The sequence below is a fragment of the Chitinophaga sp. YR627 genome (assembly GCF_900114995.1).
Lineage (GTDB): Bacteria > Bacteroidota > Bacteroidia > Chitinophagales > Chitinophagaceae > Chitinophaga.
Genome location: NZ_FOUX01000006.1, coordinates 257,601 through 282,407, shown reverse-complemented (window position 1 = coordinate 282,407; position 24,807 = coordinate 257,601). Strand labels below are relative to the sequence as shown.

Sequence of the window (24,807 nt, the reverse complement as noted above, 5' to 3'; positions counted from 1 at the left end):
AATTACAAACTACTATTGTCCCTTTGCGCACCAAATGTAATAAATCTCAGGCATACACGTATCATACCCGCCAGTTTTTCCAGCTACCAGGATTACTGGCAACATTGGTCCCAGTGGACCTTCCCACTGGATAAGTTGTTGTTCGTCAGCAGAAAATATCTCAACTTAGTTTCGAAACCATTTTATGAAACAAGTACCCACCTTATATGAATGGGCAGGAGGTATGCCTGTATTTGAGCGGCTTACAACACTCTTTTATGCCAAAGTATTACAGGACCCTTTACTCGAGCCTGTATTTAAACATATGTCTCCGGAACATCAGCGGCATGTTGCACATTTTATCGCAGAGGTATTTGGAGGTCCGGCCTTTTACAGTACGAATGAAGGCAGTCATTTCCGGATGATACAAAAGCATATCGGGAAACACCTGACTGAAGCACATCGTAAACAATGGCTACTGCTATTACTGGAGACGGCCGACGAAATCGGATTACCTGACGACCCGGAATTCAGGTCGGCTTTTGTTGCCTACCTTGAATGGGGTACACGGATCGCCATCCTGAATTCCAATACATCCGACAACATCATGAATCCGGACGAACCAATGCCAACATGGGGATGGGGTGTACCGGGGGGCCCCTATCAGTAATTTGTTGTTATTCATTGGTGGCTGTATTCGGATAGTAATGACCTATTTCTATAAACAGGTTATCGAAATAAAAGTAAAAGCCATAGCTGTTCCTGATCTTTGCTGGTGGTCTGTCCAGGGTAATATTACCCGACAGCAAATGCGCATAGAGCGCATCTACGGCAGCTGCATCATCCAGCATAAATCCAATATGAAAAGCACCAGGGTACTTTGTATCGTCCTTTTTATCTGTCATCAAAACAAGGGTAAAACCCACCTTGTTTGTCAGTACAGCGATGACATCGCCTTTACGCATTTCACAATGAAAATCCAGGTATGTTTCGAAAAAGGAAACCGTTTCCGGTAGTCTGACAACGACCAGATTTAAGTGATTAATAGTCATATGTATTGTTTTATAATAACCGAACGTTCGTTCTTTTATAAGGTAAAAAAATTTTATGCTGCCAGTGCTGCTAATACAAGTTCCAGCGCTTTCTTTAATTTTTTTTCTGTCAATGAAAACGCGGTACCGGCCATATTCGCATTGGAAAGATGGAATCTGACGAGGGTATAAAATGGTCCATAAGCGATGGCCCAGTAAAGTTCGGGAGACAGGTCTTTTATCTCTCCTCTTTTGATCGCATTACTGAAGAAATCATTCATCGCTTTCCTGAAGGTGGCAGGTTTTATATCTTCATGATTGATCAGGGGGGAATTTCTGAATTGCTCGTAAAACTGATAGGCAACCGGATGCTGGTTGATATTTTTGAGCCGGTTTTTCCATTGCAGCCACAGACCATCTGCAAATGACATCTCCGGAGAAAAACCAGTAAGGGCGTCCTTTTCAAACTTCTCCTGTACACCCATGTACAGCTTGTTCAGCAGGTCTTCCCTGTTCTTAAAATATATATAGATGGTAGAAGCAGAGATATTCACCTCTTTAGCCAGCTTTTGCATACTGAGACCATCAAATCCTTCATTGACGATCATAGCGATCGCCTTTTCCCGGATCATCAGTTCTTTGTTCTCATCCCTGTTTCTCATAACACAAAGATAAACGAATAATCATTCGGTTATAATTCCAGGCTGATTATTTTTGGTTGATAATTTGACATCAAATAGATAACTTCAGATAACAAACAATTAATCAAGCACTTGTAAAACAGTGATTATGCAGGATCAAACCGTTATAGAAGCACAAATGCTAATCAGGAGGCCTGCCAGCGAGGTATTTGATGCCTTTATCGATCCGGAGAAATCCAGGCATTTCTGGTTTACCAAAGCCAGCGGTAAGCTGGAAAAAGGTAAAACGATCACCTGGGAATGGGAGATGTATCAGGTATCTACCCAGGTGATCGTAAAAGAGATCATTCTTCATGAACAGATCATAATAGAATGGAATTCTCCCGCTACTACGGTTGAGTTTATATTCAGGGCGTTGACTGACGACCAGACTTATGTGGTCATCAGGAACTATGGTTTCAGACAACAAGGTGGAGACCTTATCAAAGAAGTCATCAACAATACAGGCGGATTTACAACTGTGCTCGATGGCTTAAAAGCCTATATGGAACATGGTATCAACCTGCACCTGATAGCAGATAAATTTCCTGCGGGAAAATAATATTTAGAAAGCTTCGCCGGTGAAGAAGTAAAAGCCGGGACCTTCTCTTGTCATCCCCACATCCAGGCGCAGGAAGATGTCTTTTTTAGGGAACAGGAGATAGCGTAATCCTGCGCCACCGGCAAACTGTGTTTTATCCAGCTGGAAAGCTTTTATCTGTGGTGCTACTGCGGCAGTGCCTGCAAAGATAGTAGCCCCCCAGCGCTGGCTGAACGTAAAAGGCAACATGCGATATTCCACCTGTGCAGCCAGCATATTTTTATCGCGGTACCGTCCCTGGTAATATCCACGCATCATCATGTCCCCACCCATCAATGCCAGCTGATTAAAAGGCACTTCTCCGCTGATGAAATTACCCAGTACCTGCCAGGCGAGTACATTATTCTTCTTAATAGGATGGAAAGCCCGGATGTCCAGATTCACGCTGCCAAACTGAAAATCGCTTGCTACTGAAGGATGATATCCGAGATAAGAAATTTCTCCAAACCAGCCCTTGCGTACATTCAGCACATTGTGGCGGTCATCATACACCAATGCGGCGCCAAATCCCAGATTCGTGGTACCGCCACTCCCGGCAGGTAATGCATGATGTGGTCCTTCTTCCGGTTGATTGAAATCAGCGCTGAAGAGATGCTGATAGTCGATCTCCGGTCCGAAAAACAAATTAGGACTGATCTTTCTCAATACCCGCTGTCTCAGCAGAATATAATTCGCATCCACCACTGCCGGGTGTTCACCATCTGTGCTATGTCCTATACCATAATACAACAGGGGAAAGCGCTGTATCCTTGTTCTTCCTAAAAAGAACCATTTGTCTTTATCACCATAAACAGCATTGTCTATCCAGAGGCCGTATTGGCCTTTGAAAGTAAAGAAAGAGAAGGCCTGTACTTCACTCAGCCGGTTCGTACTATCTCCTTTGGCGCGGAAGAGCCACAATGAGGAAGCTCCTAATTCCACACCTGTTTCCGGTGCATATCCCAGGGTCGGATATATGCGGAAACTTCTTTCTGCGGCGGAAGTGGTGTCTCTAAAAAATCTGTTCAGCTGTCGGTTCACCCAGCCATTCTTTTCGGATTGAGCCATGACTGTTGTTGTAAAGCACAACAATAGGATAATGTTCGCAATAGTAGGTCGCATAGTGGAAGATATACATAAAAAAGGCCAAAGTTATCATTTGGCAGCTTTTCTCTGTCAATTTTATAATTAACTATATTCGTGGAAAGTACCTCATTTACCAGCGAACTGCTGTAACCCGGAAAAACCTCCAAAACATGAAAAAAAAACAAATCAGCGAAGAAGCCTTTGACGAGATCCTGGATGAACTTGTCATATCGTATGCAAAACAGGCCGACGCCCGAGAACTACACCAGATGGCGATGGAATGGAACTGGGATGATGATAAACCCTTTCTCCACTGGCTGATAGAAAATCCGGCCACGGACCGCGGCACCATCCTCATGATCTACTGGAAATATGGTCCACGGTACTGGAAGCAGTTCAAAGACAGGGAACACGTACTTGCAGAAGATGAATATGTAGAAAGCTTTGATATCATTCAGAACATTGAGCAAAAGTATACCAGCGGTTTCTACAAAACGGGCCGTTTTGCTTTTGATCCTAATAAAAAAGATTATGACGGCACGGTATGGTCAGAAGAATATAGTGACAAACCAGCTGTAAGCGAGATACCACCTGTAATGCTGGAAAAAGTGGATGGAGAAACGGTAGCACCACCGGAAGATTTTGAAGAAGGCATCCCTCCTGCTCTGATGGAACAAATGGAGGATGCCTACGAACAATATGACATCGATGAAGATTAATATATTGAACAGGAAAGGATAGCATTAGTGCTATCCTTTTTTTATGCCGGTCAGCGTTGCGACACATCAACAATATTCAGTATTTAACAATAAGCATTATAGGTTGGTATTGAACTAATATTGGCAGATGTCAGATTTTTAATTAGATTTAATCAGCAAACAGACTCGCCTTTTAGCCGACATACCACGGACTTATATATTGTACCTTACCTCAAACACCACTACAATGGCTGTCCCCCAAAAACTACGTAACGCAATCGCCCGGATTGAAGCTGCCGATGATGCATTAGCAGATGAGATCAGCAAGATCAGGCGTAATCCATCTTACAAAGAAGAGGCACGTGAGATCGCACCTCGTATCAGTACCGAAGTTCCGGAAGGTTTACAGGAAGGATTTAATAACGACTTTGCGCTGGAGACGATCGTGCTCCGCGTAGGCCGGCCGGTATTGCGTATCAATGACAACCTTCCACGGCTGGATTTTGAAGATGTAGAGAGCCAGATCTGGAAAAGTAAACTGGAGCAGGCACGCAACACATTGCTACGGACGATTCCTTCTGTAGGCCGTATAGAAGTAAAACACCATCCATCTTATGAGTGGCTGGGTACAGGCTGGATGGTAGCGGAAGATATTGTGGTGACCAACAGACATGTGGCACAGGAATTTGGCAGCAGGAACGGCGAAGGTTTTGTATTCCGGCAATTGCTCGATACACCGGTGACTTCCTCCATTGATTTTTTAAGAGAACAGGACCTCTCTCCTGATCTTTCTTTTCAGGTGGTAAAGATCCTGCATATAGAAGACGATCGCGGACCAGATATCGCCTTTCTGAAAGTGGCGCCCACAGGCAATAAGACACTCCCCCCTCAACTACCGCTTTTTACCGGCACATCTCTCAGCAACACAGATGTAGCCGTGATAGGTTATCCCGCAAGGGATAGCCGCATTCCTGATGTAGCATTGATGGAAGATATCTTTGGTAAGATCTATAACTTCAAAAGGCTGGCGCCAGGAAAGATAACAGCGGTTACACAAGAACGGCTCTTTCATGATTGTACTACCCTTGGTGGTTGTTCAGGAGGAGTTGTATTTGATCTTGTCAGCGGACAAGCAGTTGGGTTACATTTCGCGGGCCGTTTCCTGGAATCCAACTATGCTGTTCCTGCTTCAGTTGTAGCAGAGCGGCTGGCGGCTATACAGCGATCTGCTCCTGTTTCTGCTGGTATCGTACCCGAGGATAAGCCGCAGGCACTACAGCAATTACAGGCATCTCCATCCACTCCTATAAACAACACAAACGTGCAGACACAGACATTCTCCTTTAACGTCCCTATAGAAGTGACTGTTACTGTCGGCCAGCCTGCTATAGCAGGTGCAGCAGCAGCCGTAGCGCAAAACATACAGGCTACGCAGCCCGCGGCCATTGAAAGCGAAGATGAATTTTATACGGAAGGGGTAGCGGAAGATTATGATGACCGCACAGGATACAAGCCTGCATTTCTGGGTACTGACTTCCCTGTACCACTACCTGAAATTGCTGATCCGGCGAAAGCCGCAGATGTACTCCGGTATGACAGGAATGGTGAACAGGAGCATGTATTACGTTATGAGCATTTTTCCGTTGTGATGAGTAAAAAAAGACGCCTGTGTTATTTTAGTGCTGTAAACATCAATGGCGCTAAATCAAGAAAAGCGACGAGAGTAGGCTGGCGTACCGATCCGCGTATTGCAAAAGATGCGCAGATACTGAATGAATGTTATGGTAATCCGCCTAAGTTCAGCCGTGGACATATGACCCGCCGGGAAGACCCTGTATGGGGTAGTGAAACCGCTGCATTACGTGGGAATGCGGATTCCATGTGTGTGACCAATACCATTCCGCAGATGCAGTCCTTTAATGCACCTGTATGGCTTGGACTGGAAGATTATGCGCTGGATCATGCACGCGAAGACGGGATGAAGATCTCTGTATTCACGGGGCCTGTTTTCAGAAAGAATGATCCGGTGATCTATGGAGTCAAGATACCAGTGATCAGCTGGAAAATCATTGTTTTTATCAACGATGAAACAGGAAAGTTGTCGGCTACCGGCTATAAGATGTCGCAGAAGGATCATCTGCCGGAAGAGGAATTTGTATTTGGAGCATATGAAGCGGCACAGACCTCTATAACGAATATTGAAAAGCTGACAGGGTTATCATTCGGAGAATTATCCGCACATGATCCGTTGAATGAGCAAAGTGAATTACCGGCATTACCCCTGGATAACGTCAGGCAGATCCGGTTTTAGATAAGTCTGATAAACACGCCCATAAAACGTAAATGGCTGCCCACATAAACGGGCAGCCATTTTACATATATTACCCTTCAATCAGACTGACCATCGCATCTTTACATTGCGCAAGAAACATCCCTACAGAGACATGTCCCTGCTGATTGCTATCCAGACCTTGCAGGTAACTGTAAGGCACATACATACGACAGCAATATCCTAATGACAGCGTTAAATAACTACGCGCTGAATCTTCGAAATTCTGCTCCCATTTACAGGCCTGTTTCCAGTCAAACGAGAAATATTCATCCAGCGTTTCAATTAGTTTGGGCCAGTCATCCCGGTACCATTTTCCGGAGATCTGATGCAGATTTGCCGGCGTATTAATCTCTTTCTTCAGTAGTCTGTCGCCACCTGCAATAGGTATATCCAGGCTGGTAATGTATTTATTAAAGTGCATGAACTTGATATGCCGGTCTACCTCTACTTCAAATACCTCACCATTGATGGTCACCATTTCTGCGTTCACCCAGTCCAGGGGCATGCTATACAGGGCGTATCCCTGCTGTTTTACATTGCCTGGCCAGATATCCATTATGAGATACTGTTTGCCATCATTGCCCCATATGAAGTCCGGAATAGCTTCTGTTGCCCATGGCTTCCCGACCTTAATGGCCGTACGATCCCACAATATGTCTATCTGATCCCTGCCAATTGACTGTACTGCATTGTGGAGCCTTTGAATCAAAGGCTGACGGCCGCTAAGGTCGGAGCTGTCTTTGAAGAAAGGTTGAAATTTGAATGGCTTTGTCGGCACCCAATGACTGAAGCGTGCTTTTACCAGTTGCAGGAAGGAGTTGATAAACTGATTGGACTGACCATTGTAGGTATAAAAATTACTTATCTGTTCAATCAGGTGCAGCATATCGCTCCATGTATAGTGCATAGGTGTGACCTGGATATGCTGTTTATATGTGAAAGGTGCGATCTGCTGACGAAGCTGTTCTTTACAATCTTCGCCGGTACGTTTTACTTCAAAAATGATTTTAATGTCCTTGATAGATATCACCAGGTCTGTGATGTTCATCTTGTTGATGACATCTATGTCTTTTTCAATGCCCGTCCAGTCCTCTCTGGCGGTCGTATCTGTCAAACCGATAGCGTACAGTTTTCTTGTCTCGTCCACGAGTGTAGAAGTCTCTATCTGCATATCAAAATCGATAGAAGTATCTTTTTCATGAACATAAAACAGGAAGTTATAATCCTCCGGAGAAAGTACTTCTCTCAGAAATGCATACAGTAACACCGGGTCATGTTTCAGACAAAGTGCGAAGGCGCGGGTAAGGTTATTTTCGATGAATTTAGGTTCTTCACTTTCGTGATAGAAGTTAAACAGATGGAGATGATGATTCATAGTATCGGATTTAATCGTTGGGTGCAAGGTTGTCTGAGATCAAAAAAATTGAAATGCTACAGTAAGAGTTGCGTTGATATAGCCAGCGTAACATTGGTACTTCTACCAGGGAAATAATCTCAGCCGGAATCAGAATTATTTATGATATTTACCTGTATAACCCAATATATGAGCAGAATAACGTTCATCCCTATGAAGATAGCTAAAGCTATCATTACGAAACAGATCCGGATGTAGATCAGCCGGTGTGGTTATGTAATCCTGTCACGAAATATTGGGTGCAGATCTATTTCGGCACCCCTCATGAATGGATCGACGAAGTAGTATGGGTTGCTGACAATAAATTCATATTGGTCGGAAGTCAGTCAGCAGACGGCGATGATAAAAGAGTACCGGTTGTTTTACTGGGAGATACCAAAACCTATACCTTTACAAGATATATGATGTGGAATAGTAAGTCTGTGAAAATGAAAAGCAGCTACCAAGCTCCTACGTTAAAAAAGATGAAGATAGTTGGATTATAAAAGTAAGCATGGCTGATTTTAGAGATTTTAGATGGAGGAGGCCTGACGTAGCCCTGACACCTACCTGGCGACTTGATAGTGACATGTCCCCTATGTGGTTGTTTAATTGCTCCGAATATGAGTTTCGCACTATTCAACAGGGAGCGCTTGTTCCTATCTTCTGCTCCCCCCTGTTCATTATTGTCCATGATGCCATTCTTGATTTTCTTCATGAGCATGTAGGGGATCAATTCACTTCCCATCCGGTGACCATTTATGACAGACCGACGCAGGCCTATTTTCCCGGATATCATCGGCTCTATATCAAAGAGAAGATCGATGATATTAGAAAAGGGTTACCTACTGCTACCGGGAAGAAGATATGGGCGAGTGCCGGCTTTGTTTTTATCTCCCTGGAGTTGAAGCGGGCGATGGAAGCGGCCGACGTAAAAGGGGTGTATTATTATCCGGGATTGGCGTTTCTTGGCTGATGGACGTTTGCTTGCTCCTGGCTGATAATCAGCCCCGTAGAGGGGGGCTGAATTTGAAAAAATATGTATTTAAAAATTTTGAAAGATTAATTTTATTATTACATTTGCATCCCGCCGTTTATTAACGACGATACCGGTTTCGGGACGTAGCGCAGCCCGGTAGCGCGCTTGCATGGGGTGCAAGAGGTCGCTGGTTCGAATCCAGTCGTCCCGACTGTAATAAAGCCTTCTACTAGCCAGTGTAAGGCTTTATTTTTTTAGCACCACCTCAATTACACAATAAATGTATTCTGTAAGGTTTACTATTTTACTTGCATTGTTGCTTGCGGTTCCCTTTTTGCTCAGATTTAAGGGTCTGGAGCCCTATCCTGCCCTTCTATTGCCGGAGAATGCTGCTACAAGTCCGGATGTATCATACACACTCTTATATGGCCAGACACCTGCGGGTTCCTGGGAAGAACTCAACCCGGCTAATTTTGGCTATCCTATACCAACACAGTATATGGTACCGGTTATTAAACGGCTCTCCTCAGACTACAATGCAGATCCAGGCAGTTACAAAAGCATCCTGCTGGGAAAACTGCATTTAGCGGACCGTTATCATCTGACAGCGGAAGACAAAAAGATCGCTGACCAATGGTTTCAGGAAAGACTGCATCGCTGCGGTATGGATACTTCCGCTATAAAACTGGTGACTTATAAACAACAATTAGATGTGGACGCAGCCGGCAACCGTCCAAAAACAATAACGCATGAACAAATCATTCACTTCAATAGATAAGTTAAACAATTTATTCTGGTCAAAAATAGTTAGTTCTACGCGTCAGGATGTTTCCTCTGTAAGCGTATTCAGGGTAATTGCCGGATTATTTATTTTATTATTGAACGTAAACAGTTTTGGATGGATAGGAAGTGCTCCCCGTGCTTTTTTTGATCCTCCTTTTTTTAGTCTGGGTATATTATTCAAGTCATTTCCATCAACTGCCGTATTAAGGACGATGGAGGTACTGATGCTGATATGTCTCTTATTCACCATTGCAGGTATCCGTGCAAGATTTTCCACCCGTTTGTATGTAGCACTTTCCTTAATTGCACATAGCTTCCAGTTTTCCTTTGGCAAGATCGATCATGATATCATATACCTTGCATTGCTGCTATGCATGTCGTTTTCCGGTTGGGGAACGCAATTGGCGCTGGTACCTGACACCATGAAAAGCAGTGATTCACCGGAAAGAAGTCTTTCATTGATAAGTGTGTTGCTCTGCTTTGGATTTTTCTCAGCCGGCTTTTTAAAAGCTATCAACTGGTTCAATCTGGACTTCACCAGGAGCGGCGTCGCCTTTTGGTATTATTCCGGTTATTATGCCATGGGCAGGACTTCCCTACTGGCACCGGCAGCACAGCATGTTCCTTTGTCTGTATTCAAAATAATGGATTACCTGGGAGTCATCTTTGAACTGATTCCATTGTTTTGCCTGCTCAAATCAAGGAAAATGTGGACGATATGGCTGATCCTCGCCTGTTCCTTCCACCTGGTGAATTTGCTCCTGCTGAACATCGCATTTTTCACGAACGCACTTGCTTACCTTGCTTTCATTGATTATAGCGCCCTTGGTCAAAAAATAAGAAAGAACAGATCGCTGATTACCGCATTTCTGGTAATGACTCTTTTTGTATTCATCATCAGATTATACAACGTTTTATTCTATGTGGAAGATATGAGCATGCTGTTTATAAAGGATACAGATATTAAAACATGTCTCTGGATCTATCTGATAATCTGGCTCTTTACATTGTCCGTTTTTATACGTTACTTCCGCCGATTATTGCGACCAGCAGTGGTTTAACGTTATTATATTCCAGACAGAACATACATTCTGAAGCGTTTCTGGTAGAGAGAAGGTCAGGCTTAATGCCTGGCCTTCTCTCTTTATAGTAAAACTCAAGCCAGTCAAAAACGATACGAGCTCTTACTGCTTCAGCAACCAACTCTCCACCGCCCTCGAAAAATCCGCCACATCTATCGGGTGCCTGCTCGTAATCAGGTTTCCATCTGTTACCACCGGCTGTTCCAATACGGTCCCTCCGGCGTTCTTCAGATCCACCTGTATATTCCAGTAACCTGTCAGCTTTCTTCCTTTTAAAATATCAGCAGACGCCAATACAACCGGTGCGTGACAAATAGCAGCGATCAGTTTTCCTGATTGATTGAAGTCCTGAATGAACTTTATCACGTCTTTATCATAGCGCAGGTTATCCGGGTTCCATGCCCCACCTGGTATGAATACAGCATCATAATCGCTCACCTTGATCTGGTCTGCCGTACGATCAAATTTTATCCAGCCAACAGGTTGTAAATACTGAATGGCCATGATATGTGTTTTTGACATTTCAGGGAACATCAGGCCATACCGTTCCGGCGCAGGATTGTATTTTGGCGCTACAATATCCACTTTAGCGCCGAGTTGTTTGAAATACCATACAGGCCCGAGTAATTCAATTTCCTCAAAGCCATCGGCAGCTAATACTGCGATCTTCTTATCCTTTAAGGCAGTTGGATTCGGTACAGGCGTAAAGAAGAAAGTTCTCAACGCCTCGTTCCCAGGTGCATTCAGAAGCTGGGATACGGGCATATTCACAACGACTGCGGGAGAGGCAAGTTGATTCAATACCGAAAGTTCATGACTATTCATTGCTGTAGTTTTAACCTGTGCTGTTGCGCTCAATACAGTAAAAACACTTACTATACCGGCTAGCATGGATTGATTAAGAAAATTCATTTTCATCAGATTTTAAATTGTTACATATACTTACCTGCCATTATCCAACGGAGCAAATCTTATCAACCTGTGCAACCCGGCCTGAAAGGGTTGTTGCTTAATGCTGCTGTTCAGATAGTCTATCACAGGCTGAATAGGAGGAAAATTCAGGTGGTATTGAAAGGCATCCTCATTCCTGAATTTTTCATATGTTACAAACTGTGTGCTGTCTTCTTCCAATTGTGAAAGCTGATAGTTAACAACACCTGGTTCGCTTCTGAATTGCGGCATGGCGGTATGATATACCTCCTTAAACCGATTTTCTGTACCAGCTTTACTGTCCACAAATAACATAATGGTGATGGGGGTATCGCCCTTCCCAGGTTCTCTTCGCCACTCTTCTTTTGAAAGCGGTTCCAGGTCTTTTAAATAGATCGTTTTTACAGGCTGTACCAGTCCTTTTTCAGATAAGGTGCGCACCTGCTTAAAAATTTTACTATTGCTGATTTTCTCCAGCACCTGCTTAGTGGTCCATCTTTCGATAAGCCACATGATAGCAGGGCTTTGTTCTTCATAATAGGCCTCTGCCATAATGTTGTCTTCATTGACAAGCGCCTGTTTTACATACTCACCCAGTGATTTGTGTAATGCATTCTCCTGGTCTTTTTTTACTTCAAACCGCGTTAATACAACGACTTCCTTCATACTATGTGTTTTTTGCGCTTTTACGTAAATACTACCCAGCAACAGGCACATTACAAGCATTAAATTTCTTGTCATTGTAATTGGTATTTATTGTGCAACCCTGATCAATAAGTCTGAAACGGTATGAGGTGCTGCCAGAAAGGGCGAGTGACTTGTATTTACCGTGTATATGGTTTTTATACCTGCCGCTGCTATCATACGATCCTGCAAAGCCGGTGAGATCACGATGTCTTTTAAGGTCTTGATATATATTTTATCTACCGAACCAAAAGCATCATTTGTCAGCGTAACCTTATTCGTAAATGGAATCGCAGGTTCTGCGCGGTAGTTGGCCAGCACCAGGTCTTTAGTTGCCTGCGAACCATCGTTGATAAAAAGATACGTGAGACTATCGCGTTTTACATCCAATGTCAATTGATCAGCGGAGGGCACCAGTAATGGTCCCAACTGAGAACCTGGATCTGAAAAGGCAAGGTCCGTAAGTGCCTGTCCTGTTGCAGGAAGAAAAGCGCCTATATAGACCAGCTTTTTGATCTTATTGGGAATCTTTTCTGCCACATCCGTAATCACCATCCCCCCCATACTATGTCCGACGAGAATAACATTACTATCGGCCTGCACAATCGCATTGATCACTTCATTACCATATACATCAAGGCTCAGCCGGTGCGGAGCCGTTGTATCGGAGCCGTGCCCCGGCAACTTTACAACAATCACTTTGTTGCCATTTTTAACAAGATCCGCCTGTACAGAATCCCAGACGTAAGGAGCCTGCCATGCTCCATGTACAAGTACAAACGTCTGGGGAGCAGCTGCAGATGGTTTTTCGTTGTTGACGCATGATACTGCTGTTGTAATAAGTGTTACAGCAACAAGTATAGATATCATTGAATTTTTCATGTATTGGGTTCAAATTTTTCAGGTGCCGGCATATCAAATCCGTTTAAAATAATGGCTATAAAACAGTAGCCTCCGATAAGGAAAAAGAGCTCCGCTACTGCGTCCTGTCCGAGCAGCTGAACTGCCCGCCTGTAAGCTGAATCCGGTACAACATGTCCGGCGACAAGCACCTGCGCAATAGTATGTGCGATGAGCTCCTGTTCATTTAAACCATGAGGATGACCGCCTGCTGCAAGGGATGCTATAATATCCGGAGAGATTCCAAATGCTTCAGCCATGATCTCGTGTGCATACAGTTCAAAGCGGGCGCCAAAGGAACCGGCAACCGTCAGGATAGCTACCTCACGCACTCTTTTGTCAAGTGTTGCATGCATGTCAAGCGTTCTGAGAAAGCTCAGCGCAGGAATGCCGAACTGCGGATAATGTAACATCGCCGGGAAAGGCCCGAGTAATGCCCCCTGTGCATCCATCATTGCAACCTGGCGCTGGCTTCTGCCAACAAGACCGGCAATCTCTTCATGCACTGCACGTATCCCGCCATCAAGCATCGCTGGTGGTAATGGTTGTATACGCATGGCTTAATTTTTAGGGGTTACAATTTCAGGTGCAAACTCCCCATCGATCAGGATGAAGGCCATGCGGCATATTTTACCTGAGCGATTGGCCCATGCATGATTAGTGCCGTTTTGAATAATGATATCACCTGCCTGAATCGTGGTCTCTTCCATATCAAGCACCAATGTGATCTCGCCTTCAAGGACAATTCCATAATCAAGCGTTTTGGTACGGTGCATCAAAGGATGCGGAGCTGCTTCGTTGGAGGTAGACGCTTTCTCATCGCCCATTGATTTAAACTTAGCGGCTGCATCTGCTCCACTTAGTCTTCGTATTTCTTCACCTTCCGGCGGGAATTCAATGACCCGTAAACGGGTTCCGTTTTTTGGAGGCGGCAATACCAGGCCTTTTTCTTCAGGCTCCGCCGGCTGTGCGTAAATCAAAGCAGGAGTTTCCAGGGTATGCCATACTTCAAAAAACGTAGGTCCCCCAGGTCCGCCGACAAGTTGTGTATGCGTAGGTGGTGCATCAGAAATAATAACGGCTGTACCGGCTGTATTATGACCTGTTATGACGCGTCTGAATGTGTTTTGTTGTGGGTTCATGCATTTGTTTTTAATTGCTCTTTACTTTTTTGAAAACAAATACGCCCAGGTAATGGAATAAAACACCGATCCCCCATGCAATGGTGGACCATAAAGGCCAGGGGTAACTTCTATCAGTGAAGTACCATACAATCCACATAACTGGAATGCAAAGCAAAAAAACGAGAAGATGAATTCTGAAGCCCTTTTTAGGGTTGACGGAGCCTTCGCTCCATTGGTTCGGGTAGGACATACAATTAGTTTTGTGCTGTGTAAACTATTTGTATGCCACGCTGCTATAAAGATAGCATAGAGAGAAACGCGACTATGTAATAAACTGAAAGTAAGTTAAATAGTAATAACTAACGATAGAGAAAGGGAGCACACAAACAAGATAGCGCTCCGATAATCTCGGAGTTCACCGAAATTATCGGAGTTTTAATCAATCAAAATCCTGTCTTCTTATATTCAACCTGACCATTTTTGATTCAAGAGTGGTAGGTTTTATATTTAATAACTCCGCAGCGCCATTAGCGCCCCTTATACGGCCTCTTGTTTTTTTGAGGATGGAAGTAATATATTCCCTTTCCGTCTCCTGTTGAATATGTTTTACTTCTTCAAATGTATTGATACCGGTTTTGCCGATCAGGTCAAAAGCTGGTGATGAAAGATCCCGCATCAACTGTAATTTCGACCTGCCATCATTCAACACAACAGATTGCTCTACAACATTCTCCAGTTCGCGGATATTGCCTGGCCAGTTATACGCACATATTTTCCGGATCATTGTATCTGAAATCCCGTTAAACGGCTTATTAAACTCTTTACAGAACTTATTTCCAAAAAAAAGGATGAGCGCTTCTATATCTGTTTTGCGCTCACGCAAGGGCGGTAAAGTAATAGGAAACACATTCAGACGATAGTACAGATCCAGACGGAACCTGCCTTCGGCGACTTCTTTCTCCAGATTACGGTTTGTAGCGGCGACAACACGAACATTCACTTTTACCGGTGAGTTGCCACCGATATATTCGATCTCCCTCTCCTGTAAGACACGTAACAATTTCATTTGTATAGCAAGTGGTAGTTCCCCTATTTCATCCAGAAAAATAGTCCCGCCTTCCGCCTGTTCGAACTTCCCTTTCCTTTTTTCAATAGCACCCGTAAAAGCACCCTTTTCATGACCGAACAACTCAGATTCAACCAATGTTTCAGGAATAGCTGCACAATTCACCTTAATGAAAGGACCCTTTTTCCGGGTTGAAAGTTCATGAATGGATTGTGCCACTTTCTCCTTACCGGTACCGCTTTCTCCTAATATCAGCACGGATGTATGATAAGGCGCCACCTGCGTTGCAAGATCTAATGCTGCTAATAAAAGATGATGGCTACCAATGATACTTTTGAAGCCGGGATAAAACGCTGGTTTATGCTGTTTCTTCTCAGCAGCTACAAGTCTGTCCTTTTCGACAGATGATGCGGTCTCATAATAAATGATCTTCTCTGCCAGTTCTTCCAGGCATTGCTTTATTCTGTTCAGAAAGGTAAGATGGTTCTTGCTGTAGATACCGGGCTGCCGGCTATAAAAAAAATAATGCACTGACAGTCCATAGCCCAGCGAAACAGGAAATACCAGGTATGACTCCATGCGTAAACAATCTAATAATAGTCTTTGCAGTGAATTGTTCGGGGAATTATTACCGGGCGCATCGCTACTATAAATATTTCCATTACTGTGCGGCTGACTATTTTCAATAATTGTATGAAAAGACTGATGCTTTAGACCCGTGATGGTGAGTAGTTCTTCTTCGCCAATATGCTGGTATTCATCAAAACCAACCCGCAGGTACCCTATATCAGAAAACCGTTCCCCATTCAGGGGTCTTACTCCCGTTGACATAAAATCAAACGGGATAAAAGATTGCATAGCCGCAGCGAGTTTTAAAAGTTTTAACTGTATATCAGATGCATCATTAGTTATCTCTGTGAGCAATGCCTGCAAACGTTCTTCATTCCGCAATTTTGACTCAAGGCTATGCGTATGACGATACCATGCAATATCCAGGGTGACCAACAGGTCTTTCTCTCTAAATGGTTTAACTAAAAACCCATAAGGCTCGGTTGTCTTTGCCTCTTCCAGTACCTTTTGATTAGCGTTAGCGGAAACATAAATGAATGCGATATTATCATCTTTCAGCTTCCGTGCCAGCGCAATTCCTGAGAGTTTTCCGTTTAAGCGGATATCCAAAATTACCAGGTCCGGTGTTTGTTGTTGCAGATACGTCTCCGCTTCCTGAACAGAAGCAGCAATTCCTGTTACCTGATACCCTGCCTGCGTCAATATCAGTTGCAGATCATTGGCTACAATGAATTCGTCTTCTACTATCAATAATTTTTTATTCATCAAATCCTGCTTATTAAGAATTAACAAATGCCTCGTCTAAAATTGGCCTGCTCATCACTTCAAACCGGATTATTACACTTAGTCCGTTTTCACTGACAATATTCACATTACCGCTTAATTGCTTCGCAAGTCCCTGCACTAATTTAAATCCCAGCGAATTGTGCTTCATGATATCAAAATCTGCCGGCAGACCAATCCCATTATCGGAAATATTAAGTAATACACGATCATCGTCCATAGGCTGCAGATTGATACTGATAATCCCATTACGATCATCGGGAAATGCATACTTAATAGCATTCACTATACATTCATTGATGATCAATCCAAGCGGAATTGCCTGTGATACATCAAGATCGATGGGCTCTATGTTTTGCTGAAAAACGATCTGGTTACCGGTATCGAAACTTTCATGCAGGTAATTCAACAGCTCCTGGATATATTCGGGCATTGAAATAGTTGAAATATTTCCGGACAAATAAAGCTTCTGATGTATAAGGGACATCGCCTGCATCCTGCGCAAACTAACCTTTATCGCCAGCACAGCAGCGTCGTTATCGAGGTAGGCGGACTGTGAATTAAGCAGACTGGTCACCATCTGAAGATTATTCTTTACACGGTGATGGATCTCTTTAATGAGCCATTCCTTCTCTTTCAATAAGATCCGCTGTTTCGTATTCAGCGTTTCCAAAAATAAATTTTTCTGATCTAACTCCTTTTGGTGTACCTCCAGTTTGCGATTGGATCTGTGTTTTAGCAGGTAGCGGTTAAATAATAACCCTACAATAATCACTAACAACACAGCGCACATCAGGGTAATATTCTTTGCCCTGTTGGCCTGCTCTACCACAGTACGTTGTAACTGGTTCTGTTTATTTAAAGTCTCAATATCTTTTTCTCTTTTAGCCGTTTCGTATTGTACCTTCAATTCTTCCATTTGCCAGCTCCTGGTTTCATTGAAGAGAGAATCGTCCAGTAGTTTATGCCTGAGCAAATGTTTCATAGCCAAAGGATAATTACCAATACCAGAGTCAGCCCTAAAAAGCAGCAGATGAATATCTTTCGCTACCGGAAATGAATTGGTAGCTTCTGCAACATTCAGTGCCTTTTGGAGATAAAAGGCGGCTTTCTGATATTGTGTCTTCCGGATAAAATACTGGCCTAACTCGTAATGGATATCGCTTGTGATGTCATTATCTTTCTGCAACTGACCAGATAGCTTTATCAATGCAGCATAATACCTCTCTGCCTGTCTCTCCTGTTTTACCGCATGATAACAAAACGCCAGTGAACCAAGCAGACATGCTTCTGCGTGCACACCAATGGGTTTATTTTTTTCATGGATATCAAGAATATAAGCCAGTGCTTCCTTTGCTCTTCCTATTTTTATAAGCTCCCTGGCAAAGAAAAATGCGTCCCTGAACACATAACAATTATTATCCGCTGTAAATACCCGGTCTCTGAGCGCTTTTGAATACCACTCTACACTTTTATCCGGCTGACCTGATTCCCGGTACATATTTGCAAGGCGGCTATAAAAAGTAGTGGCTGAAGCAGAATCACGCGTAGCTTCCACGCTCTCTATTGCCTTTGAACCATAGAAGATGCATTTACTAAAATCACCTTTATAGCGGCAGGTGACCGCCAGCAGGTCGTAAATATAGTGCAGGTCCTGGTAGCCAATGGCTTTATAAAGTTCAAGTGCTTCCAATAACTGTGTTTCAGCAAGATCCGGTCTTCCATTCACCAGGTGTATATCAGCAATTGTCTTTAATACCCACGCCTGTCTTTCCAGGTTACCGCTTCTCTTATAAAGCGCATACATTTCTTCAAAACAATCAAGTCTGGTTATCCCTGTCTTCTCACGCAAGGGAATCAACGTTGCCAGTTCATGCCACAAAAGCGCTTCTTTTTCCTCATTACCGGGCATATTTATTTTATCTATTGCTGTCCGGTAAAGTTTTTTACTTTGTTGTAAACCTTCGTTAATAAAAGAAAGCATTGCCTTAACATGTATACGTTCAGGCTGCAGCCTTTCACTCAAGCGGGCTGCCGGAATGTTATTTGCCTGCTCTAAAAAAAGTATTGAACTATCCAGGTTTACTTTGGTCCTTTCGCTATGAAAAAGATAATGCCGGCCTAATATTATCAATAAACGAAAGCGGGGAGCATCTTTTAATCCTCCCAATATGGCAAGGGCTGATCCTATTTCATTTTTTCTGATCAATGCATCACCTTTTATCAGCATCGCCTCATTCCTGCCCTTTTCATATCTTAAAGTTCTGCTCAAATGGAGGGCTTCCTCCGCGAAGTAACAGGCACTGTCGAGTTGAGTTAGCGGATTACCTGTTTTGTACAAATAATACTCCCGGCGAATATAATACTGACCAAGCTTTAGTAAAAGAGACACCCGGCCGGTGTCCGCTTTACTTTGCTCCAATTGTAACACCAATTGCGTATGAACATTATCTTTTACCTGCGGAAATGACAAAAGCGGAACAAGCACCAAAATAAAAATGGTGGCAGGAATATAGAAGAACGCTTTGCTACAGTGTTCCATTGGTAAACAACAACTTTTTTAATAGTTCATTAATATTTGTGGTCTGTTATGTCCTTGGTACTTTAGCTCAAATGCTTCAGGTTAGTTGTAGTGATCTCCTGACTAATTGGTTGTAATTCTGAAAAATACCAATACTAAATTAACGCAAATAATGATCGTTTATGTTATTCTCCCGGCGCCTGCCCTGTCTTATTATCTGCGTGCTTTAAGATATACGTAAGGTATTGAATTTCCAGCAAGTCATTTATTAATAGGTCGGGAATTTATCCGGTATGTCAGGATGACGATAAAAGAATGGTAAAAACCTCACGCACTGATTCCCCCTGATACCCTATATTTTAGAAAATAGTTACCAGATCATCGGATGCTGCCCATGCCAGAACAGTTTGGCGATCCATCTTTCAGATGCCTCCTGAACGGTTGTAAACATAGGAGCTTATTATTTTTAGAGTTCGTATGAAAATAGATACGAGCGGGTCAACATGCTAATAAGCAACTACTACAAATGATCTACAAGACGCATTATTATTGCAAATGAGGTACTACAGCGCTCCTATTTATCAAAGAAATAGTAGACCACAAACATACCTACGAACATGAGAATACCCAGTGCCATGGATATCCAGAAGGGAGATAACACCCAAAGCCATGACCAGCCGGCCATCGGACTTACACCACAAAGCTTTAGGACAACGATAAGGGAAGTTAGCGGAAATATTAACTTGACTCCTCCGGGAATATATTTCCATATTCGGGTTCGCGGCTTTTCTATTTCTGGTGAATCGCTCATTGGTGATCTGATTATTTGCAGTAAAATAAACAAATAGCGGGAAACCTTATATCAACCCAAATAACGTGAGACTATTATAATGAGCTATTTTCTACCCGTTCAGCTATTCCGACAGCAACAAAAAAGCCGCTCCTCCGGGAACGGCTTTTTTATTATTTATACGAAACCCGTATTGTTCTAGCTAAACATTTTCGTTATCAGGGAGTTGATTAAATCCCAGTCAGTATGTTTAGCTGGCTCACCTTTTAACACAGCCAGACTTCTCTGGAATTCAGACCTTCTTTCCTGATGCTCCTGCACCAGTTGCTCTTTGTTAAGGCGTGTAGTGCCCCAGTCTTTTTCTATTGCTATCTGTACCTGGTTATCCATCGCCTCAAAAAAGCGATTCCCAAAATCTTCCATTTCGTTGACAAAGGTCCTGTATTCCATTTCTACGGACCCGTTTTGAGCCGTCCAAACCGAAATATTGTTTTCTGTCAGATGATCTGCTTTCCAGACAACAGAAATATTATTCGCGTTTCTGAAAAAACTGATGCTCGGTCCGCCGGTTAAGTGCATCGCGTTAAGTGTCCGGCTATATATCCATTCGATCGCCTTGTCGTAGGTCTCCATATCGATTGAAGGATCTTCAGACATATTATCCATCCATTTTGTAACTGCTGCATAAAATCTGTACAGATAACTGTTATCGCGGGAAATAGCATAAAAAGCATCAGGTACAGGTTCTGCAATAGATTCAAACAGACTTGTCCAGTCCTCAATCAAACGAACCAGTTGATATTCCACATAGGTAGAGCCATCGGGCTCGCCGCCTGCCAATACTTCATTTGTATATTCGTAAAGAGTCGTCTTATTTAAATCGAGCCAATATTCACCATCCGTAAGTACGGTCCAGTCCATGCTTGTATCCGGTTGATCGCCCCAGGGAAGGATATTATCCGGATGCCTGAGTTTGAAATTAATGAAAGCCATAGAGAAAATTAAAAAGTCAAAGTATCGGCAAGGTAGTATAAAAAGTGAAATAAGCGCATGCCTCTCCTTCTACCAAAAAGACTTTTAAACAAACAAATTATAACCTTTAAACAAAACCCCTCACCCAAATCCCCGGTAATTTTACATAAAAAAAGAATGACCAACATCACCGAACAAAAGCCCATCAACTCCGGTTTCAATGCGGCTTCCACCACCACAGACGTCATCAAAGGAATCGATCTTACAGGAAAAACAGCCATCGTAACAGGGGGCTATGCGGGTTTAGGATTAGAAACCGTAAAAACACTGGTAAAGGCAGGTGCAGCAGTCATCGTTCCTGTGAGAGATAAAGCGAAGGCGACGCTTAATTTACAGGGGATTCAAAATGTTACCATTGAGGTAATGGACTTAATGGACGCTACCTCTATTGATACATTTGCCAGTAAATTTCTAGCTACTCACGATGCACTGCATATCCTTGTTAATAATGCCGGTATTATGTGGGTACCACTCATCAGGGATAGCCGCGGGTATGAGTCGCAACTGTCCACCAACCATCTGGGACATTTTCAGTTAACAGCCCGGTTATGGCCGGCGCTGAAAAATGCAAATGGCGCAAGAGTGATCAATGTGTCATCATGGGGGCATCACTATTCATCGTTCGTATTCGAAGACGCGAACTTTGAACACCGTGCATACGAAACGCTACATGGTTATGGCCAATCTAAAACTGCCAACATCCTCTTTACCTGCGAACTTGACAAACGTGGAAAAACAGCTGGCGTACGCTCTTTTTCATTACACCCCGGCGCCATTGTAGATACCGATATAAAAAGGCTATTAGCGCCTGAGAAGCTGATTGAGATGGGTATATATGATAAGGATGGCAATACTATATACGACGCCGAAAAGGGCCTGAAAACAATTGCACAGGGCGCCTCTACGATTGTATGGTGCGCGACAAGTCCTACCTTAAACGACATGGGTGGGGTATACTGTGAAAACAATGAAATAGCTGTCATCGATACCTCTGAAGACGATCACAAAGGCCGTAATTCACTGGACCTTCGTGGTGTAATGCCTTATGCGATCGATAAGGAAAATGCCGCAAAATTGTGGACATTAAGCGAGGAAATGACAGGAATAAAATTTGATATTTAGTCAATAAGGTACTGATGAACAATTATAGAACATTAGGAAAATCCGGACTACGTGTAAGTCCGCTATGCCTTGGAGGTATGACACTCGGCGATGACTGGGGATGGGGCGCTGATGCGAAAACCTCAGCAACTATCATCCGGCGTTTCCTGGAAGCTGGCGGCAACTTTATCGATACGGCAAGCATATATACCAACGGACACTCGGAAAAAATCATCGGAGATGTTGTCGGCGCTTCATCTGCGCTACGCACACAAACAGTGATAGGCACAAAATGCTCCGCTAACATTTTCCCGGGTAACCCCAATGGAGGCGGGACAGGCACTAAAGCCATCATAGAGAGTTGTGAGCAATCGCTCAGACGTTTAAAGACCGACTACATTGATCTGCTGTCTATACACCAATGGGACTGGAACACCCCCATGGAAGAAACCATGCGCACACTGGACAATCTGGTAAAGTGTGGTAAAGTCCGTTATATCGGCGTCAGCTATGCGCCTGCATGGAAAATTGCACAGGCACAGACAATGGCCTTCTTTAAAGACTGGACACCGTTTACTGGTCTGCAGATAGAATACTCTTTATTGGAAAGAACTATTGAAGATGAACTGGTACCAATGGCATTGGAACTGGGACTCGGCATTACACCCTGGTCACCACTGAAAGGAGGTTTGTTATCTGGTAAATACAACAGAGAAAACGCCGGCAAAGTAGCTGGTAGTCGCATGGATGATACCGGGCGTGCTGTAACACTGACAGAAAGAGAATTAAGGCTTCTGGATAAGCTTGCCAGCATTGCAGCAGCGCACAACACATCTGTTGCTGCGATTGGCCTCGCCTGGGTTATCAGCAGACCAGGAGTTGCTTCTACCCTCATCGGCATCCGCAAGCCGGAGCAACTGGAAGCCAATATTGCGGCTACAGACATTCAGCTCAGTTCAGCGGATCTAGCTGAATTAGATAGTTTCTCTACTCCTGCGCCTGGTTTCGTCAGCAATTACAGGCCATACGCAAAAATGTTCCATCATGGAGGGATATCGGTGAATGGGGACCTGCCTCCTACCCTGCCGCTTACAAAAGACATGGTTCCGGGGAAATATTAGTGGCAAGGAAATAATATTTAATTTTACAGGAGATATCGAAACAGCGAGATGGAATATCCAAATGCGAATCTAAAAGGCAGCATGTTTATGTCCTGTAAGCGTGAGAAGCATTACAGCGGCGAACTGATGCTCGACCAACATGCTTTTGTGTACATATATGCAGGGACAATGGAATTTGTTTATGCTGATCAGCGTCACACATTTCTGCCTGGTGAGGCTGTCATTATACCCAGACATCAGCTGGGACGATTATCCAAAATCCCGGCAAATGATCAGCCATTTACGTCTGTTTCTATCCTGTTCCCTGAGGAACTCTTAAGAGAGTTTTATACCGAACATCCGGCTAAGCAAATAATGGAGAAGTGGACCGGACATCTGAAGATGAAGCACCATTTGCTGATGGAAAGTCTCTTTAACTCCCTGCTTCCCTACTTCGAAATGCATGAGGAATTACCAGCTGATCTGAGGGATTTAAAAATACGGGAAACACTTACGGTGTTGAACAGCATTGCTCCAGAGGCCAGGCACATCCTTAACTCCTTTCACGAACCGGGGAAGCTTGATCTTACCAGCTTTATGGAACAGAACTTTATCTACAATCTCCCGCTGGAAAAGTTTGCCTATCTGACGGGACGAAGCCTGAGCGCTTTTAAAAAGGATTTCAAAGCAATATTTAAAACTACACCGGGCAGGTGGCTGACAACAAAAAGACTGGAGCGGGCGCATTACCAGATCGCTGTCCAAAAGAAAAAGCCTTCTGATATTTACCTGGATACCGGCTTTGAAAACTTATCCCACTTCTCACATGCTTTTAAAAAGAACTTTGGTTATCCGCCCACCGAAATAAGATCAAATACTGCCGCTGGCAAAGCACTTTAATCATCTCAGCCTGATTTTCATTGAATCCTCATTCCGGCTAATCATTCACTCGTTTTGGTTTATTGGAGCCATCGCATTCGTGAGACATTTGTACTGTCACAAATATCAAACGAATAAAATCTCAGAGAATGAACAAAACTATATTGATTACAGGTACCTCTACAGGATTTGGCGCTTCAGCAGTACATTATTTCGCCCGGAAAGGCTGGAATGTGATTGCCACCATGCGTGATATTACAAAGGCGGGAGACCTCCAAAAACCGGATCGTGTTTTCGTTACAAAACTGGATGTACAGGACAAGGCAAGTATCGAAACGGCTATTGCAGCTGGCATTGAACGTTTTGGTAATATTGATGTGGTAGTGAACAATGCAGGTTATGGCCTCTTTGGCATTTTCGAGAGCATCTCTCCTGAAGGAATACAGGATCAGTTTGCTGTAAACGTATTCGGAGCAATGGATGTTGTAAGAGCGATCCTCCCCCATTTCCGCGCAAAGAGCGCAGGTACGATCATCAATATCAGCTCTGGCGCAGGTGACGCCACTCCAGTTTCGGGAAGGACTGAACTAATTATCGGCACGGATAGATATAGCTATTAATAAAAGAGGATGTTCGCCATACGGTGAACATCCTCTTTTATTGAATGATTATTGCAATACTGCGCTGTTAACCGGCAGTAATAA

25 protein-coding genes and 1 tRNA gene are annotated in these 24,807 nt (G+C 43.5%); 13 read left to right on the top strand and 13 right to left on the bottom strand.

Annotated elements, in window-relative coordinates:
- Nucleotides 1-184 precede the first annotated feature (184 nt).
- Nucleotides 185-649, top strand: coding sequence for a group II truncated hemoglobin (locus BMZ72_RS30475; protein WP_089814271.1), 465 nt, complete (start codon nt 185-187; stop codon nt 647-649).
- A 7-nt stretch (nt 650-656) separates the two neighbouring features.
- Here BMZ72_RS30475 and BMZ72_RS30470 read toward each other — a convergent pair whose 3' ends face one another.
- On the bottom strand, nt 657-1,031 hold the full coding sequence (locus tag BMZ72_RS30470; protein WP_089814269.1) for a VOC family protein: 375 nt from the start codon (nt 1,029-1,031) through the stop codon (nt 657-659).
- A gap of 53 nt (nt 1,032-1,084) precedes the next feature.
- Entirely contained in the window at nt 1,085-1,672 is a 588-nt protein-coding gene (locus BMZ72_RS30465) for a TetR/AcrR family transcriptional regulator (RefSeq protein ID WP_089814267.1), read from the bottom strand.
- 127 nt (nt 1,673-1,799) lie between these two features.
- Here BMZ72_RS30465 and BMZ72_RS30460 point away from each other — a divergent pair, with 127 nt between their 5' ends.
- Nucleotides 1,800-2,252 carry an SRPBCC family protein gene (locus BMZ72_RS30460; protein ID WP_089814265.1) on the top strand — a complete coding sequence of 151 codons (453 nt, stop codon included), beginning with the start codon at nt 1,800-1,802 and terminating at the stop codon, nt 2,250-2,252.
- Between the two features lie 3 nt (nt 2,253-2,255).
- Here BMZ72_RS30460 and BMZ72_RS30455 read toward each other — a convergent pair whose 3' ends face one another.
- Nucleotides 2,256-3,338 carry a BamA/TamA family outer membrane protein gene (locus BMZ72_RS30455; RefSeq protein ID WP_255373336.1) on the bottom strand — a complete coding sequence of 361 codons (1,083 nt, stop codon included), beginning with the start codon at nt 3,336-3,338 and terminating at the stop codon, nt 2,256-2,258.
- A 188-nt stretch (nt 3,339-3,526) separates the two neighbouring features.
- Between BMZ72_RS30455 and BMZ72_RS30450 the strand changes: the two genes are divergently transcribed.
- Both BMZ72_RS30450 and BMZ72_RS30445 read left to right on the top strand, forming a co-directional pair.
- On the top strand, nt 3,527-4,075 hold the full coding sequence (locus BMZ72_RS30450; protein ID WP_089814262.1) for a DUF4274 domain-containing protein: 549 nt from the start codon (nt 3,527-3,529) through the stop codon (nt 4,073-4,075).
- A gap of 226 nt (nt 4,076-4,301) precedes the next feature.
- The gene (locus BMZ72_RS30445) at nt 4,302-6,365 is read left to right on the top strand and encodes a DNA/RNA non-specific endonuclease (RefSeq protein WP_089814260.1); all 2,064 of its coding nucleotides are present in this window, start codon (nt 4,302-4,304) and stop codon (nt 6,363-6,365) included.
- Nucleotides 6,366-6,435: 70 nt separating this feature from the next.
- On the opposite strand, the gene BMZ72_RS30440 is transcribed toward BMZ72_RS30445, so the two are convergent.
- Nucleotides 6,436-7,761, bottom strand: coding sequence for a hypothetical protein (locus tag BMZ72_RS30440; protein ID WP_089814258.1), 1,326 nt, complete (start codon nt 7,759-7,761; stop codon nt 6,436-6,438).
- A gap of 278 nt (nt 7,762-8,039) precedes the next feature.
- Here BMZ72_RS30440 and BMZ72_RS30435 point away from each other — a divergent pair, with 278 nt between their 5' ends.
- The 5 genes from BMZ72_RS30435 to BMZ72_RS30415 all read left to right on the top strand — a co-directional run bounded on the left by BMZ72_RS30435 (nt 8,040) and on the right by BMZ72_RS30415 (nt 10,602).
- Nucleotides 8,040-8,285: a hypothetical protein gene (locus BMZ72_RS30435; protein WP_143087826.1), complete on the top strand. Its 246-nt coding sequence runs from the start codon at nt 8,040-8,042 to the stop codon at nt 8,283-8,285.
- An 8-nt stretch (nt 8,286-8,293) separates the two neighbouring features.
- Nucleotides 8,294-8,755 carry a hypothetical protein gene (locus BMZ72_RS30430; protein WP_089814254.1) on the top strand — a complete coding sequence of 154 codons (462 nt, stop codon included), beginning with the start codon at nt 8,294-8,296 and terminating at the stop codon, nt 8,753-8,755.
- A 140-nt stretch (nt 8,756-8,895) separates the two neighbouring features.
- Nucleotides 8,896-8,969: transfer RNA gene (locus BMZ72_RS30425), tRNA-Pro, on the top strand.
- Between the two features lie 123 nt (nt 8,970-9,092).
- Nucleotides 9,093-9,536, top strand: a complete 444-nt coding sequence (locus tag BMZ72_RS30420) for a hypothetical protein (RefSeq protein WP_143087825.1) — start codon at nt 9,093-9,095, stop codon at nt 9,534-9,536.
- Nucleotides 9,508-10,602, top strand: a complete 1,095-nt coding sequence (locus BMZ72_RS30415; RefSeq protein ID WP_089814250.1) for a hypothetical protein — start codon at nt 9,508-9,510, stop codon at nt 10,600-10,602. Before BMZ72_RS30420 ends, BMZ72_RS30415 begins: the two co-directional genes overlap by 29 nt.
- A gap of 123 nt (nt 10,603-10,725) precedes the next feature.
- On the opposite strand, the gene BMZ72_RS30410 is transcribed toward BMZ72_RS30415, so the two are convergent.
- The 9 genes from BMZ72_RS30410 to BMZ72_RS30365 all read right to left on the bottom strand — a co-directional run bounded on the left by BMZ72_RS30410 (nt 10,726) and on the right by BMZ72_RS30365 (nt 20,984).
- On the bottom strand, nt 10,726-11,448 hold the full coding sequence (locus BMZ72_RS30410; RefSeq protein WP_218155303.1) for a DJ-1/PfpI/YhbO family deglycase/protease: 723 nt from the start codon (nt 11,446-11,448) through the stop codon (nt 10,726-10,728).
- Nucleotides 11,449-11,565: 117 nt separating this feature from the next.
- Nucleotides 11,566-12,294: a putative quinol monooxygenase gene (locus BMZ72_RS30405; protein WP_089814246.1), complete on the bottom strand. Its 729-nt coding sequence runs from the start codon at nt 12,292-12,294 to the stop codon at nt 11,566-11,568.
- A gap of 12 nt (nt 12,295-12,306) precedes the next feature.
- Complete coding sequence (locus tag BMZ72_RS30400) at nt 12,307-13,119, bottom strand: alpha/beta fold hydrolase (RefSeq protein ID WP_089814244.1); 813 nt, start codon at nt 13,117-13,119, stop codon at nt 12,307-12,309.
- Complete coding sequence (locus BMZ72_RS30395) at nt 13,116-13,694, bottom strand: carboxymuconolactone decarboxylase family protein (protein WP_143087824.1); 579 nt, start codon at nt 13,692-13,694, stop codon at nt 13,116-13,118. Before BMZ72_RS30395 ends, BMZ72_RS30400 begins: the two co-directional genes overlap by 4 nt.
- 3 nt (nt 13,695-13,697) lie before the next feature.
- A complete protein-coding gene (locus BMZ72_RS30390; RefSeq protein WP_089814239.1) occupies nt 13,698-14,279 on the bottom strand; it encodes a cupin domain-containing protein in 582 nt (193 codons plus the stop codon).
- A 10-nt stretch (nt 14,280-14,289) separates the two neighbouring features.
- Nucleotides 14,290-14,511 (bottom strand): 2TM domain-containing protein, encoded by a 222-nt coding sequence (locus tag BMZ72_RS37240; protein WP_089814237.1) that lies wholly within the window; start codon nt 14,509-14,511, stop codon nt 14,290-14,292.
- Nucleotides 14,512-14,700: 189 nt separating this feature from the next.
- Nucleotides 14,701-16,662, bottom strand: a complete 1,962-nt coding sequence (locus tag BMZ72_RS30380) for a sigma 54-interacting response regulator (RefSeq protein ID WP_089814235.1) — start codon at nt 16,660-16,662, stop codon at nt 14,701-14,703.
- 13 nt (nt 16,663-16,675) lie between these two features.
- Complete coding sequence (locus BMZ72_RS30375; RefSeq protein ID WP_089814233.1) at nt 16,676-19,222, bottom strand: histidine kinase dimerization/phosphoacceptor domain -containing protein; 2,547 nt, start codon at nt 19,220-19,222, stop codon at nt 16,676-16,678.
- Between the two features lie 967 nt (nt 19,223-20,189).
- Nucleotides 20,190-20,984 (bottom strand): DUF5984 family protein, encoded by a 795-nt coding sequence (locus BMZ72_RS30365; protein WP_089814229.1) that lies wholly within the window; start codon nt 20,982-20,984, stop codon nt 20,190-20,192.
- Nucleotides 20,985-21,140: 156 nt separating this feature from the next.
- Between BMZ72_RS30365 and BMZ72_RS30360 the strand changes: the two genes are divergently transcribed.
- The 4 genes from BMZ72_RS30360 to BMZ72_RS30345 all read left to right on the top strand — a co-directional run bounded on the left by BMZ72_RS30360 (nt 21,141) and on the right by BMZ72_RS30345 (nt 24,723).
- A complete protein-coding gene (locus BMZ72_RS30360; protein ID WP_089814227.1) occupies nt 21,141-22,145 on the top strand; it encodes an SDR family NAD(P)-dependent oxidoreductase in 1,005 nt (334 codons plus the stop codon).
- A gap of 14 nt (nt 22,146-22,159) precedes the next feature.
- Entirely contained in the window at nt 22,160-23,245 is a 1,086-nt protein-coding gene (locus BMZ72_RS30355) for an aldo/keto reductase (protein ID WP_089814225.1), read from the top strand.
- 87 nt (nt 23,246-23,332) lie between these two features.
- Nucleotides 23,333-24,124 (top strand): helix-turn-helix domain-containing protein, encoded by a 792-nt coding sequence (locus tag BMZ72_RS30350; RefSeq protein WP_218155302.1) that lies wholly within the window; start codon nt 23,333-23,335, stop codon nt 24,122-24,124.
- A 128-nt stretch (nt 24,125-24,252) separates the two neighbouring features.
- The gene (locus tag BMZ72_RS30345) at nt 24,253-24,723 is read left to right on the top strand and encodes an SDR family NAD(P)-dependent oxidoreductase (RefSeq protein ID WP_255373335.1); all 471 of its coding nucleotides are present in this window, start codon (nt 24,253-24,255) and stop codon (nt 24,721-24,723) included.
- Nucleotides 24,724-24,807 lie beyond the last annotated feature (84 nt).

What these genes read in the sequence shown, in the direction of transcription:
- BMZ72_RS30380 (WP_089814235.1), bottom strand. Translation starts at nt 16,662, where the DNA reads ATGAATAAAAAATTATTGATAGTAGAAGACGAATTCATTGTAGCCAAT.
- BMZ72_RS30355 (WP_089814225.1), top strand. Translation starts at nt 22,160, where the DNA reads ATGAACAATTATAGAACATTAGGAAAATCCGGACTACGTGTAAGTCCG.
- BMZ72_RS30455 (WP_255373336.1), bottom strand. Translation starts at nt 3,338, where the DNA reads ATGGCTCAATCCGAAAAGAATGGCTGGGTGAACCGACAGCTGAACAGA.
- BMZ72_RS30450 (WP_089814262.1), top strand. Translation starts at nt 3,527, where the DNA reads ATGAAAAAAAAACAAATCAGCGAAGAAGCCTTTGACGAGATCCTGGAT.
- BMZ72_RS37240 (WP_089814237.1), bottom strand. Translation starts at nt 14,511, where the DNA reads ATGTCCTACCCGAACCAATGGAGCGAAGGCTCCGTCAACCCTAAAAAG.
- BMZ72_RS30470 (WP_089814269.1), bottom strand. Translation starts at nt 1,031, where the DNA reads ATGACTATTAATCACTTAAATCTGGTCGTTGTCAGACTACCGGAAACG.
- BMZ72_RS30400 (WP_089814244.1), bottom strand. Translation starts at nt 13,119, where the DNA reads ATGAAAAATTCAATGATATCTATACTTGTTGCTGTAACACTTATTACA.
- BMZ72_RS30430 (WP_089814254.1), top strand. Translation starts at nt 8,294, where the DNA reads ATGGCTGATTTTAGAGATTTTAGATGGAGGAGGCCTGACGTAGCCCTG.
- BMZ72_RS30360 (WP_089814227.1), top strand. Translation starts at nt 21,141, where the DNA reads ATGACCAACATCACCGAACAAAAGCCCATCAACTCCGGTTTCAATGCG.
- BMZ72_RS30350 (WP_218155302.1), top strand. Translation starts at nt 23,333, where the DNA reads ATGTCCTGTAAGCGTGAGAAGCATTACAGCGGCGAACTGATGCTCGAC.
- BMZ72_RS30390 (WP_089814239.1), bottom strand. Translation starts at nt 14,279, where the DNA reads ATGAACCCACAACAAAACACATTCAGACGCGTCATAACAGGTCATAAT.
- BMZ72_RS30440 (WP_089814258.1), bottom strand. Translation starts at nt 7,761, where the DNA reads ATGAATCATCATCTCCATCTGTTTAACTTCTATCACGAAAGTGAAGAA.
- BMZ72_RS30475 (WP_089814271.1), top strand. Translation starts at nt 185, where the DNA reads ATGAAACAAGTACCCACCTTATATGAATGGGCAGGAGGTATGCCTGTA.
- BMZ72_RS30415 (WP_089814250.1), top strand. Translation starts at nt 9,508, where the DNA reads ATGAACAAATCATTCACTTCAATAGATAAGTTAAACAATTTATTCTGG.
- BMZ72_RS30460 (WP_089814265.1), top strand. Translation starts at nt 1,800, where the DNA reads ATGCAGGATCAAACCGTTATAGAAGCACAAATGCTAATCAGGAGGCCT.
- BMZ72_RS30405 (WP_089814246.1), bottom strand. Translation starts at nt 12,294, where the DNA reads ATGACAAGAAATTTAATGCTTGTAATGTGCCTGTTGCTGGGTAGTATT.
- BMZ72_RS30375 (WP_089814233.1), bottom strand. Translation starts at nt 19,222, where the DNA reads ATGGAACACTGTAGCAAAGCGTTCTTCTATATTCCTGCCACCATTTTT.
- BMZ72_RS30465 (WP_089814267.1), bottom strand. Translation starts at nt 1,672, where the DNA reads ATGAGAAACAGGGATGAGAACAAAGAACTGATGATCCGGGAAAAGGCG.
- BMZ72_RS30410 (WP_218155303.1), bottom strand. Translation starts at nt 11,448, where the DNA reads ATGAATAGTCATGAACTTTCGGTATTGAATCAACTTGCCTCTCCCGCA.
- BMZ72_RS30345 (WP_255373335.1), top strand. Translation starts at nt 24,253, where the DNA reads ATGAACAAAACTATATTGATTACAGGTACCTCTACAGGATTTGGCGCT.
- BMZ72_RS30365 (WP_089814229.1), bottom strand. Translation starts at nt 20,984, where the DNA reads ATGGCTTTCATTAATTTCAAACTCAGGCATCCGGATAATATCCTTCCC.
- BMZ72_RS30395 (WP_143087824.1), bottom strand. Translation starts at nt 13,694, where the DNA reads ATGCGTATACAACCATTACCACCAGCGATGCTTGATGGCGGGATACGT.
- BMZ72_RS30445 (WP_089814260.1), top strand. Translation starts at nt 4,302, where the DNA reads ATGGCTGTCCCCCAAAAACTACGTAACGCAATCGCCCGGATTGAAGCT.